The sequence below is a fragment of the Paenibacillus sp. FSL H7-0442 genome, assembly GCF_038593105.1.
Taxonomy (GTDB): Bacteria; Bacillota; Bacilli; order Paenibacillales; family Paenibacillaceae; genus Paenibacillus; species Paenibacillus polymyxa_D.
In genome coordinates this window covers 5,467,454-5,479,432 of sequence record NZ_CP151963.1, presented here as the reverse complement: position 1 = coordinate 5,479,432, position 11,979 = coordinate 5,467,454, and the positions used below count along the sequence as shown (strand labels likewise).

At 47.6% G+C, this 11,979-nt stretch carries 10 protein-coding genes; 7 read left to right on the top strand and 3 right to left on the bottom strand.

The window, feature by feature from the left end:
• Nucleotides 1–63 precede the first annotated feature (63 nt).
• Both MHH57_RS24225 and pepT read right to left on the bottom strand, forming a co-directional pair.
• Nucleotides 64–900 carry a methyl-accepting chemotaxis protein gene (locus MHH57_RS24225; protein WP_069011007.1) on the bottom strand — a complete coding sequence of 279 codons (837 nt, stop codon included), beginning with the start codon at nucleotides 898–900 and terminating at the stop codon, nucleotides 64–66.
• A gap of 198 nt (nucleotides 901–1,098) precedes the next feature.
• Complete coding sequence (gene pepT, locus MHH57_RS24220) at nucleotides 1,099–2,334, bottom strand: peptidase T (protein WP_209947651.1); 1,236 nt, start codon at nucleotides 2,332–2,334, stop codon at nucleotides 1,099–1,101.
• Nucleotides 2,335–2,478: 144 nt separating this feature from the next.
• On the opposite strand from pepT, the gene MHH57_RS24215 reads away from it, so the two are divergent.
• The 5 genes from MHH57_RS24215 (at nucleotide 2,479) to gpmA (ending at nucleotide 8,342) form a co-directional block, all read left to right on the top strand.
• Nucleotides 2,479–3,543: a LacI family DNA-binding transcriptional regulator gene (locus MHH57_RS24215; protein WP_342434625.1), complete on the top strand. Its 1,065-nt coding sequence runs from the start codon at nucleotides 2,479–2,481 to the stop codon at nucleotides 3,541–3,543.
• Between the two features lie 200 nt (nucleotides 3,544–3,743).
• The gene (locus MHH57_RS24210) at nucleotides 3,744–6,080 is read left to right on the top strand and encodes a glycoside hydrolase family 2 TIM barrel-domain containing protein (RefSeq protein WP_342434624.1); all 2,337 of its coding nucleotides are present in this window, start codon (nucleotides 3,744–3,746) and stop codon (nucleotides 6,078–6,080) included.
• 199 nt (nucleotides 6,081–6,279) lie between these two features.
• Complete coding sequence (locus tag MHH57_RS24205; protein WP_029518700.1) at nucleotides 6,280–6,567, top strand: hypothetical protein; 288 nt, start codon at nucleotides 6,280–6,282, stop codon at nucleotides 6,565–6,567.
• A gap of 148 nt (nucleotides 6,568–6,715) precedes the next feature.
• A complete protein-coding gene (locus MHH57_RS24200) occupies nucleotides 6,716–7,456 on the top strand; it encodes a Bax inhibitor-1/YccA family protein (RefSeq protein ID WP_341071369.1) in 741 nt (246 codons plus the stop codon).
• Between the two features lie 136 nt (nucleotides 7,457–7,592).
• Nucleotides 7,593–8,342 carry a 2,3-diphosphoglycerate-dependent phosphoglycerate mutase gene (gene gpmA, locus MHH57_RS24195; RefSeq protein WP_029518698.1) on the top strand — a complete coding sequence of 250 codons (750 nt, stop codon included), beginning with the start codon at nucleotides 7,593–7,595 and terminating at the stop codon, nucleotides 8,340–8,342.
• 64 nt (nucleotides 8,343–8,406) lie between these two features.
• Here the strand turns inward: gpmA and MHH57_RS24190 are convergent, their stop codons facing one another.
• On the bottom strand, nucleotides 8,407–9,900 hold the full coding sequence (locus MHH57_RS24190; RefSeq protein ID WP_039271815.1) for an alpha-amylase: 1,494 nt from the start codon (nucleotides 9,898–9,900) through the stop codon (nucleotides 8,407–8,409).
• Nucleotides 9,901–10,162: 262 nt separating this feature from the next.
• Here MHH57_RS24190 and MHH57_RS24185 point away from each other — a divergent pair, with 262 nt between their 5' ends.
• Together MHH57_RS24185 and MHH57_RS24180 are read left to right on the top strand one after the other, a co-directional pair.
• Complete coding sequence (locus MHH57_RS24185; RefSeq protein WP_341071368.1) at nucleotides 10,163–10,990, top strand: HNH endonuclease signature motif containing protein; 828 nt, start codon at nucleotides 10,163–10,165, stop codon at nucleotides 10,988–10,990.
• A 544-nt stretch (nucleotides 10,991–11,534) separates the two neighbouring features.
• Complete coding sequence (locus MHH57_RS24180; RefSeq protein WP_029518696.1) at nucleotides 11,535–11,966, top strand: DUF1641 domain-containing protein; 432 nt, start codon at nucleotides 11,535–11,537, stop codon at nucleotides 11,964–11,966.
• Nucleotides 11,967–11,979: the final 13 nt, after the last annotated feature.

Sequence of the window (11,979 nt, the reverse complement as noted above, 5' to 3'; positions counted from 1 at the left end):
ACATAAAGGGAGCACACTTTTACGCATTTTGCGATCCGTGTGCTCCCTTTTTTATGCCAAAATTTATTTTACGACATACGAAGTCAGGCTATTGGCCAGATGTTGCATCGTTTCACTCGCCTTTTGCATACGGTCCATCACTTCAGTGAAAGAGCCTACCAGAGTCGCCTGCTCTTGAGAAGAAGAAACAATTTGCTCAATTTCCTGCTCCATTTGATGAATGGAGTTCTGTACATCCTTAAGGGCCCCTTCAATATCGACCGTCGCCTTTTTGGATTCTACGGATAGCTTGCGCACCTCTTGAGCGACGACACCAAAGCCTGCTCCTGCTTCTCCGACACGCGCGGCCTCAATCGCTGCATTCAATCCAAGCAGGTTGGTTTGATCGGAAATTTCCTTGATGAACACAGCTACCTGATTGATTTTACCCGAGTTTTGCACAGCGATTTGGGTGTTTTTCAAAATTTGTTCACTGGTTGCCTGAAGTTCCTCGGAATGAGCTGCTACATGCTGTACCATATCAATGAGCTGCTCGGTGATGGAGCGGTTCTCGGATACGAATTGATCCAGTTGATTTTTGTTAGTCAAATTATAAGAGGCCGCAAATGCTGCAATGACTTCACCTTTCTCGTCCAATACAGGAATACTGATCATATCCAGAGGAAAACCTAGAATTTCAGCAGGAATGTGGGTCAGGCTGGTCTCACGTCCATTTTTAAGCATGGCAAAATTCTTATAGTCCTCGAGTAGCTCCGAGCCTGTTTCAAAGCCGAGGTCCATACCCTCCGATTGGGTATACATAAGGACATGAGTTCGGTCGAAGAGAGCAAGGGTCACTTTCTCACGCATGATCTGTTGTATGTAGGGAATGGCTGCAATTAATGCATCTATTGTATTCAAATAGATAACCTACCTTTCTTTACTAGGTATATTTTTTATAGTCTCGTATATAGTTGTCGGTCTAAAGATGGATAAAAGTTATAAAGATATTGAATCTTTAAGGAAGTGAAAGCATCAGAAAAAAAGGCATACCATTTCCATTACGAAACGATATGCCTTCTATTTAATCTGAACGTGTCAGTGCTGCGTATAGGTAGTTCACTTGCCGCGTTGCTCGAACAGTTGTGCGATTTCCACAATAACCTTGGTAGCGAGCACCATGTTGTCCACCGACACATATTCAAACTTACCGTGGTAGTTCTCCCCACCTGTAAAAATATTCGGTGTAGGCAGTCCCATGTAGGATAGCTGTGAACCGTCTGTACCGCCACGGATCGGCTTGATAATGGGTTCGATATTCAGCTTTGTCATTGCTTCATAAGCGACATCGACGATATGCTTGACTGGCTCTATTTTCTCTTTCATGTTGTAATATTGATCTCTCAGCTCCAGCGCAATACGGTTTTCTCCATATGCGGCCTGCAGCTCTTTGACTACATTTGTTAAATAAGCTTTCCGGTTTTCAAAGCTCTCGCGGTCAAAATCACGGATAATATAGTACAGTTTAGCTTGTTCTGCGGTGCCTGTAGAATCCAAGAGATGATAGAAGCCATCATATCCGTCTGTATATTCCGGGGCTTCGTTTGCAGGTAACCGACTGTGCAGCTCCATAGCGATTTTGGCAGCGTGAATCATTTTGTTTTTAGCCGTACCAGGATGCACATTCACACCGTGAATGGTAATATGGGCGGCTGCGGCGTTAAAGCTCTCATACTCCAGTTCTCCGAGCGGTCCGCCGTCTACCGTATAGGCATATTCAGCGCCAAAAGCGGCTACATCAAAGCGTTCCGGTCCTCTCCCAATCTCTTCGTCCGGTGTAAAAGCAACGCGAATTTTGCCATGTTGAATTTCTGGATGGTCAATCAGGTAGTGGATAGCTGTCATGATTTCTGCGATCCCGGCTTTGTTGTCTGCACCGAGCAGGGTGGTACCATCTGTTGTGATCAGGGTGTGGCCTTTATATTGAGTCAGTTCGGGAAACTCACGTGGAGAAAGAACCACACCAAGCGAAGCATTCAGCGTGATATCGCCCCCATCATAGTTTTCCGTCAATTGCGGCTTTACCCCTGCACCAGTCAGCTCGGTAGCCGTATCGAGGTGAGCGAGAAAACCGATGACGGGAACCTCTTTATCCGTATTGGAAGGAAGGGTCGCCATCACATAACCATGATCATCAATAGTTACGTCTGTCATACCAATGGCTTTCAATTCGCCCACCAAGAGGTTGCCCAATGTGAGCTGTCCGGGTGTAGTGGGGCAAGTGTGACTGCTTTCATCAGATTGGGTATCTACCTGAACATAGGTAGTCAGGCGGTCAATCAGTTCCTGTTTCATGTGTGTATCCTCCTTGGTGTCATTTCTATTATGGTACGTATTTTATCATGATTAGGCTTATAATATGAAAAAAATGGTTGAACCTTTTAGGGATAATAGTAAAATAAAAGTAAAAATAGAGTAAAACGATTAAAGGAGTCTGCAATGCCTACGTTAAAAGATATCGCCCAGGAGGCAGAGGTTTCGATATCCACGGTCTCCCGAGTGCTGAATTATGATGAAACACTGTCTGTATCAGAGGAAACGCGGCGTAAAATTTTTGAGGTTGCCGAGCGTATGAAGTATACGACTGTTAAACGTAAAAATGGCGGTATTGGTCGTCAGCCCCGCAAGAAGGCAGATGGACCCATTCGGTTGGGCATGGTGCACTGGTTTAGTACGTACGAGGAACTGGAAGACCCTTATTATCTGTCTATCCGGTTTGGCGTGGAAAAAGAGTGCCGCCAAAGCGGGGCACAGCTGGAGCGTATTTTCAGAAGAGAGGACCTGACTGCGCTGAAGGCGTCATCCGAAGGGCTGCATGGGCTGATCGTGCTGGGGCATTTTAGCAGCGAAGAGGTAGAACGTATGCTGGAACTGCCCATTCCTTGCGTTTTTCTGGATCATTCGGTAGAGCGCACAGGGGCAGACTATGTGGTCATTGACCTTGCTCGCGCTACAGCTGATGCACTGGATTATTTGATGGGCGCAGGCCATCGTCACATCGGATATGTAGGTATGGGCAAGGATGAGCAGTCCCATGATTTCGAACGAGCGGATCTAGATGCTCGCTATGAGACATTTTTGCGGTATCAGGAACAGCACAGGCTGTGCACGTCGGATGATATTCATGTGTGCGGCGGAACGGCGGCAGACGGCTTCCGTGCGATGGAAGCGGCTATTCTGGCAGGACCCGAAAATCTGCCTACAGCTTTCTTTGTTGCGAGCGATTCGGTGGCTATTGGGGTGTTAAAGGCACTGGAGCGGCATCACCTTGCGGTGCCGGAACGGATCTCCATTGTTGGCTTCAATGATATTCCGACAGCGGAATATTTGACCCCATCTCTGTCAACGGTCAAAACACATACCGAACTGATGGGAGAAACGGGTGTTCAGTTCTTGCTGCATACGGTACGCAACGGTCCCAACGAGATAGGGCGCAAGGTCATCATTCCGACCGAACTAATGATTCGCAACAGCAGTGCGCCGCTACATACCGATGCCCAATAAAATCAACGTTATGGATTTGGACAGCCCTGCCTTCCGGGGCTGTTTTTTTGATTGTAAAAAGATACAAAAATGGATTGACAATTGTCTTGTAAATGCTTACATTTAACATATGTTTATTTTACTAAGTTTTACTCATTATTTTTACTCAAATATTTTACTATGGTATAAGAGTGAAAAATAAAAGGTTGAGGTGACTGCCCATGCGTACCATTTTGCCGTTGAATGACCAATGGTTTTACCTTCCTGAATATGTCGAGAGCGAAGTAAGCGCAGGCATTGATGCGAGTCGGTATGAGCCAGTTCAGCTGCCGCACACGAATGTAGAGCTGCCGTACAATTATTTTGACGACAAGGCATTTCAGTTTATTTCTACGTATAAAAGAGAGCTGGACATTCCGGCAGATGCCAAAGGTAAGCGAGTGTATGTTGATTTTGAAGGAGTCATGACCTATGCCCAGGTATATCTAAACGGGGTAAAAGCGGGGGAGCATAAAGGTGGATATACACCGTTCAGTGTTGAATTGACCGAACTTGCCGAGTATGGCGGCTCCAATGTGCTCACGGTCATTGTCGATTCCACGGAACGGGACGACATCCCTCCCTTTGGGGCAGTCATCGACTATCTGGCCTACGGCGGTATTTACCGCGAAGTGCAGCTGCGAATAGTGGAGCCTGTACACCTCGGAACGGTATTCGTTCAGACACCGGAGCCGCTTGCGGCAAATAAGGCGGTGCGCGTCGTCGTGGAGCTGGAGGGCATCGGTGATCAGCAGGACGACTTGACAGTCGCGCTGCAATTGCTGGACGGAGCGAGCGTGAAGGCGGAGACCGAGCTGACAGCGGTGACGACGGCGGAAGTAACACTGGAGCTGAAAGAGCTGGGCGGCCTGCGGCTTTGGGATATAGATGATCCCAAGCTATATGAAGCGAAGCTGACGCTGCTACGAGGCGGAGAAGCGTTGGATCAGGTGACCGTGCGCTTTGGCTTCCGCGAGGCCGAATTTCAGCCGGACGGTTTTTACTTGAACGGGCGGAAGATCAAGCTGCTCGGCCTGAACCGTCACCAATCCTATCCGTACGTTGGCTATGCTATGCCCAAAAGAGCGCAGCGTCGTGATGCAGATGTGCTCAAGGAGGAGCTGGGGCTGAATATGGTACGGACATCCCACTACCCTCAGTCCCGTCATTTTCTAGACCGCTGTGATGAGATCGGATTGCTCGTTTTCGAAGAGATTCCGGGTTGGCAGCATATTGGCGGTAAAGCGTGGAAGGACCAGGCGGTGAGGGACGTCGAGGACATGATTATCCGTGATCGTAATCATCCCTCCATCGTCATCTGGGGCGTACGAATTAATGAGTCGCAGGATGATCATGATCTGTACACGCGTACCAATGAGCTGGCACGAAAGCTAGATCCGACCCGTGCTACGGGTGGTGTGCGTTATATTGTAGGCAGTGAGCTGCTGGAAGACGTATATACGATAAATGATTTTGTTCATGATGGTGGGCACAAAAAATATTTGGCGAAGGAAATCCGCAATTTTGATACGTATGACGATACAGAAGGCGTAGATGGCGAAACGACAGGCTTGCGCCAGCCTTCTCTCGTTACAAAGCTGGATCATCCGGTCCCTTATCTGGTAACGGAATATAACGGGCATATGTACCCGACCAAGCGTTTTGACCAGGAGGAACGGGTAATGGAGCATGCACTGCGCCATACGCGGGTCCAAAATGCTTCCTATGCCGATGAGGGCATTGCCGGAGCGATTGGCTGGTGTGCTTTTGACTATAACACGCATGCTGATTTTGGTTCCGGTGATAAAATCTGCTACCACGGTGTCATGGATATGTTCCGCCTGCCTAAATTTGCAGCGAGCGTGTACCGGAGCCAGAAGAACGTCGAACAGGAAGTCGTTATGGAGCCGGTCACTTACTGGTCGCGTGGCGAGCGGAATATCGGAGGCATCGTGCCGCTGGTCGTGTTCACCAATTGCGATGAGGTGGAGTTCATCTACGGTCATGAGCGCAAAGGTGTTTATCGTCCGAACCGAGAGAAGTACCCAGCGCTTCCTCACCCCCCTGTCGTGATCGACGAGTTGACAGGCCACTGGGGCATGAAGTGGGAAGACGCTGTATTCATTGGGTACGTAAATGGGCAAGAAGTAATACGTAGATACTATTCACGTAATCCGGTGCCGACAGAGCTGCGCGTAGCTGCAGACGATACAGTGCTGGAAGCCGGCGATTGGGATGTCACTCGAGTGGTAGTCGATGCTCTGGACGAATACGGCAATGTATTGCCGTTCTATGCAGATCCCGTTTCGGTGGAGGTCGAGGGAGTGGGTGAATTGATCGGTCCTTCGAGCTTATCTCTGATTGGAGGACGTATTGCATTCTGGATTCGGTCGAAGGGGGAGGCTGGACAAATTCGTGTGAAGGTCTCTGCGCCTTCCCGTTTCGGTCCGCAGGAATTAGCCTTCACGTGCAATAATGAAGCAAAGGCAACATACAATCCTACTAGCCACTTTTTATAACGTTTGAGCCTTCCATTATTTAAAAAAGGAGTTGTCCGCAGATTCTGTAAAGGATCTGAGAGGGCAACTCCTTTTTACATATATAGGGTACGTTAATCTATGAGTCTTTTAAATTGTGTCTTATTACTGAGTCACTTAACGTTACGTTCATAGATTGGAAGCATAGAATACACTATCAAAAGCAAGGGAGGTGAAAACTATGGCGATTCTTTTACCTTCGCAATTCTACAATCTTGCTGCTGGTGTGGGTAAGTCCTTTTTTGAAAACCTGAGAGGCGGTAATAATGCTACAATTACCGTGAATAATACGGGTGCCAATCCGGTTGATCTTGTGGTTACCCGTGTCAATGCTCCTGTGATCACTTATGTTATCCCGGCGGGCAACAGTCTAACGTTAGAAGTTGCTTTGCTGCTGGTAGCTGCTCTTCAGGCGACTCCAGTTGGAGCAGTAACAGGTACAATCCAAATTGCTACATCTGATTTCTAACTTGTAACGACCTGACTCTCTAACTCTAGCTTTGCCGAAAGGCAAGGTTAGAGCTTTTTTTGTTTGAAATTTTCTGAAACTTTTTTCATATTGTGCCGATATATACATATAGCATAGCAAACAACAACATCGAAAAGGAGTACCCTGTATGAGCTTTAGCAATCCGGTTTTACGTGATGACATCTTTTTGCGCGAAGATGAAAGAGAAGCTAGTGAACAACGCATGACCATTGGAGGAACGGTGAACAAAACGTTGCTTCTGCTGGTTCTGCTCATCGTCTCTGGCAGTATTACCTGGTACATGACCTATGAAGGAACTGTAGAGGTGCTATCTTTGCTGACGGCAGGATTTATTGGTATGACAGGCGTAGCACTTGCGATATCCTTTTTTCCAAAAACGGCGCCATTACTCTCTCCTGTATATGCGATTCTGAGTGGTTTTGCTTTGGGTGGCGTTTCAGCTTTTATGGAGTATGAGTACCCTGGGATTGTGGCCAATGCCATTTTGCTGACTGTGGGTATCTTGTTCTTGATGCTCTTTATGTACACACAGCGAATCATCAAGGTGACACGCGGCTTTATCTCATTCGTTGTCCTATGTACAATGGCAATTTTTCTGGTGACGCTGGTTGATTTTATGTTGAACTTTTTCGGTATGAATGTTCCGTATATCCATGAAACAGGTTGGCTGGGCATCGGCATCAGTTTATTTATCGTGATCATTGCGGCTTTAAATCTGCTGGTGGATTTTAATTTCATTGAAGAGCAAGCAGATCAAGGCGCACCCAAATACATGGAGTGGTATGGTGCTTTTGCATTGCTGGTGACTCTAGTATGGCTGTATGTACGGATTTTGGACCTGTTGGCCAAGTTCAGTAAGAGGGACTAAGTGCAGGGTGAGAAGAAAGGGATGGCTGAATGCCGTCCTTTTTTGTATTTTAAATAGACGGTTTAAAAATTGCATTTTACGTTAAATACATAGAAGTTGGGTAAAACATTAAGACAGACAGGAGAGGAGTGAGTACATGTATCAAGTAGTGCTGGTTAGGCATGGAGAAAGCGTGTATAACCGACAAAACCTGTTTACGGGCTGGACGGACGTGGACCTGACTGAACAAGGGACTCATGAGGCCATTGAGGCGGGACGTATTCTCAAGGAGGCTGGTTATACGTTTGATTTGGCATTTGCCTCTGTGCTAAAACGATCTATCCGCACGTTGTATCACATCTTGGATGAACTGGATCATCTGTGGATACCTGTGCAGAAGTCATGGAAGCTGAATGAACGCCATTACGGTGCTCTTCAGGGGCTTAGCAAGCTGGATTCTGCCGTTGAATACGGCGAGGAGCAGGTCCATATCTGGCGGCGTAGCCTGACAGTGCGGCCCCCCATGCTGGATGAGAAAGACGAGCGGAGTCCGCATCGGGAAGAGCGTTATCGCAATATTAAGCCAGAAGAGCTGCCGCTTGGGGAAAGTCTGGAGGACACAGTGCATCGGGTCGGCGAGTTTTGGAAGCAGCGGATTGTACCTTTGATTCTCAAAAAGGATCGAGTTATCATTTCTGCACATGGTAACACTTTGCGGGCTTTAATCAAGTATATGGAGAATCTGGACGAAACCGCATTGCTGGATTTGAATATTCCGACAGGTATTCCGCTGGTGTATGAGCTGGATGAGCATATAGATCCCATCCGGCGCTTTTATCTCGGTGATCCGAGTCATGTAGAGGCTAAGAAGCAGGCTGTGGCCAACCAAAGCAAGGTAACGGAGTGAGTTTTCATACACAAAGAGGACAGGGCGCTTCCTCGCATCCTGTCCTCTTTGTGTTGGGTATAGATTAAGCGTTTGCTTCTTCTTCTGATTCCTGGCTGTCTTCCTCTGCGGGAAGTGCCCACACCGACACACTGCCGGCACGAACGGGAAATATGCCGTAGCCATCCTGCCCGATCTTTACGATATGATCGTGATGCCCGGTCAAATCTATCCATTCTTCCCCTGCACGTTGTTTACCTACGAACATGCGCTTTTCCCCGTCATTTGCGTTGGTGATCACCACAGCACATCCGGAGCCTTCCAGCTCAGGCACGCCTTGACGAACCCATCCAATCGTATGGGGATCATCGAAATAATCTTTTTGCTCACCATAAGCTTTATGGTACCGGGCATATAGTAGCGGGTCTAGCTCAGCTTGCTTGCCTTTCACGGGCGTTTGCCCCTGAATACCGTAGTAATCGCCGTAGAACACGCAGGGATAACCGTCCTTGCGCAGCAAGATAAGTGCATAGGCGCTGGGCTTAAACCAGTCCTCCACCCAGGATTCGAGCGCTTCGTGCGGCTGGGAATCATGATTATCGACAAAAGTAACCGAGTTCAGGGGATGGGTATGAACCAGCGTATCCTCGAAAATGGTGCTTAGATCGAAATCCTTGCCACCCAAGGAAGCGCTATGTAGTTTGTAGTGGAGGGATACGTCAAACAGGTCGATTTTATAATCAATGGTATCCAGGAACTTTTGACATGATTCCAGATCCGGTTTCCAAAACTCGCCTACCATATAAAAATCCTGCCCGCGTTTTTTAATCATTTCTGTAGCAAACTCTCGTACAAATTCATGATTAATATGCTTGATTGCATCCAGACGGAATCCGTTGCATTGCAGAGTGTCCACCAGCCATTTGCCCCAGCGGATCATCTCTTTGCGCACATCCTGATGATTATAGTCAATATTGGCGAACATTAAATAATCATAATTGCCGAATTCATCATCTACATTTTCGCTCCAGCTTTTATTTTTACCTAAAATACGATAGATTCCTGTCCGGTCCTGGCTCGCATCGTAATCGGTTCCGTTAAAATGTTCAAAGTTCCATTGAAATGTGGAATACTTCCCTTGTCGGCCGGGGAATGTAAATTTAGTCCAGCCTTCGATATCAAAGGGCTCGGAAATGACCTCATTGCGGTTATCCGGGTTGACCTCGACGACCTTGAATACTTCGGTTTCATCCGCACCAGCTTTATGGTTCATGACCAGATCGACATAGACGGCCACACCGTGACGAACGCAGGCAGCAACAGCTTCCAGCAGGTCTTCCCTGGTTCCGTATTTGGTGCGCACCGCGCCTTTTTGGTCAAACTCGCCCAGATCGTAAAGGTCATAGACGCCGTATCCCGTATCCTCGGGCGACTGGCCTTTGGTGACAGGTGGAATCCATATCGCGTCAATTCCTTTGGCCTTCAGTTCCGGTGCCAGGCGGGCAAGCTTCTTCCAGTGAGAACCGTCAGCTTCGACATTCCACTCGAAAAATTGCATCATCGTATGGTTCCTTTTCATGTGCGTCCCTCCTTTATATATAACAAGTTACCCACCAAGTGAGGGGGGCTAAACGTCAGACGGTCAATATGATGCTGAATGAAGAACAAGGATCGCTGTATAACGTATGCTAAATCATTAAAATTTGTTATACCTGAGTGTTCATAATGTCTCAATAGCTAGAAAAGGGAACGTGAAAACGGTAAAATGAATCTAACTTAACAATAGTTCGGGTTTTGGGCAAACCGTGGAGCGCGAGCAATAGAAGAAAGGAGGGGTGGACGTGACAGAACCGCAGCAGAATAAGGATGAAACGAGCAAAGCGCTGATAAAAAAATGTACGTATTGTCAGGAGATGAAACCTTTAACGGACTTTCAGCGCAGAACGGGTCGCCGGGCGGGTCCTTATTCCCGGCGTGGTCCTTGCCGTTCCTGCCGGGGGTTGGCCCCGCAAGAACGTGCGGCTACGTCCGCTCCTTACGGCGAGGAAGCGAACCTCTCGGCTGCTCCCGTGACGCAGCATAGCCTTGGAGCAAATACGGCTGTGCACAGCCTGGAGGCGTCACTACCTATGGAGGCACAGCGCCCCCGCAGGAAGCCGGTCACGGATAAAGCGCGTGAGCGCCATCGGCAACGGGTTCGGCATCTGCTTAGTAGGCTGAAGCCTGCGGATACTCGGGCGTTGCGGCTCAATCGTAATGGCATGATTCGGCTAAGAGGTAAAACCGATCAGGGGAGACGCTGGCATCAAGAGATTGAGCTTGATCTAGCCATGACCCTGGTCAGAGAGCGTATGGCGGTGATTGTTAATCCTTACACCGTGCGCAGACTGTATAGCAACAAGGAATTTCGCCAATATGTGCTTAAGCGTGACCGCTATACTTGTTTCTTTTGCGGGGGCTACGGTGACACGATTGATCATTTACTGCCTCGGGCAAAAGGGGGCCACACGACGCCAGTCAATTGTGTATGTGCTTGCAATGAATGCAATCAAGTTAAGGCTGCCCGCGATGTAGATGAGTTCATTGAGTCTGGTGTGCCACAGCCGTCTCCTGATGATTTCGAACCACCTGATATTCCTGATGCTTCTGAAGACACCCTACGTAGGTAGGGCGATTCTGCCAATGCAGCTTGTTCGCCCGACCCACAAGTGGTGATGATCGGGCCTCTGTATGAATATATTTTGGGTTATTTTCATATTATCGAACTGAAACGTACGCTCTCTATTACCCTCCTCTAGTCTAAAATGACCCTTTTTCAAGGGAAACTTGGACAAAAATCGAGCTTATTCTAATTTTTATCTAAAATAACAATAAAAAATTTGCAGAAATTTGTGCAAATTTAAAATTTCTTCGACGATTGTGTTGTGAAAGGTGTAATATAAAGGTATAGGGTTCCGTTTCGGCCTGTTGTAGTCACGAAGGAACGCTTCGTGAGATATTCCGCAGCAGTAACAACAGAATAACGTCTGAGCAATATACAATTGGCATCTGCGATAAATCAGTCTTGCCCTTTAGGGTATAGGCCGGTTTAAGCTGTGCTTCTTGTATGTTTAAGGGCGTGAATTCAATGAACGTTTTATTGCTAGAGTTTATGGATACAGGTTACGAGAGAGGATGGACTTCTATTTTCACAGTAAAGGAGGACGTTCACGCATGTCTGAAAACCAACAAGAGGTGGCAGTAACACAAGAAGCTACCAAAGAGTCTCGGGATGTACTGGACCAATTGATGAAACCGGAGGTTCAGCAATCGCTGACCGTACTGGTAGAGAATCTGCCAAAGTTGACTGAGATGGTTACTTTGATGACCGACGCTTATGATGTAGCTCGCAGTCTGGCAACTGACCCTGTCTTTATCGGAGATATGAAAAACTCCATGGGAGAGTTTGTGAAGCCTGTAACAGAATCGGCTAAAGGATTGGCTTCTGCTGCGATTGAAGCAAATGACCGTGTACAAACTACGGATGGCAGTGTAGGTCTGTTCGGTCTGCTCAAAATGCTTAAAGATCCGAATGTACAAAAAACGCTGCGTTTCAGCCAGGCTTTCCTGGATATTCTGAATGAGCGCCAACGCGAAAGCAAATAATTACCTGATCGAG

Bases quoted from the DNA above. Each gene is read 5' to 3' on its own strand.
- pepT (WP_209947651.1), bottom strand. From the start codon at position 2,334: ATGAAACAGGAACTGATTGACCGCCTGACTACCTATGTTCAGGTAGAT.
- MHH57_RS24210 (WP_342434624.1), top strand. From the start codon at position 3,744: ATGCGTACCATTTTGCCGTTGAATGACCAATGGTTTTACCTTCCTGAA.
- MHH57_RS24200 (WP_341071369.1), top strand. From the start codon at position 6,716: ATGAGCTTTAGCAATCCGGTTTTACGTGATGACATCTTTTTGCGCGAA.
- MHH57_RS24205 (WP_029518700.1), top strand. From the start codon at position 6,280: ATGGCGATTCTTTTACCTTCGCAATTCTACAATCTTGCTGCTGGTGTG.
- gpmA (WP_029518698.1), top strand. From the start codon at position 7,593: ATGTATCAAGTAGTGCTGGTTAGGCATGGAGAAAGCGTGTATAACCGA.
- MHH57_RS24180 (WP_029518696.1), top strand. From the start codon at position 11,535: ATGTCTGAAAACCAACAAGAGGTGGCAGTAACACAAGAAGCTACCAAA.
- MHH57_RS24215 (WP_342434625.1), top strand. From the start codon at position 2,479: ATGCCTACGTTAAAAGATATCGCCCAGGAGGCAGAGGTTTCGATATCC.
- MHH57_RS24190 (WP_039271815.1), bottom strand. From the start codon at position 9,900: ATGAAAAGGAACCATACGATGATGCAATTTTTCGAGTGGAATGTCGAA.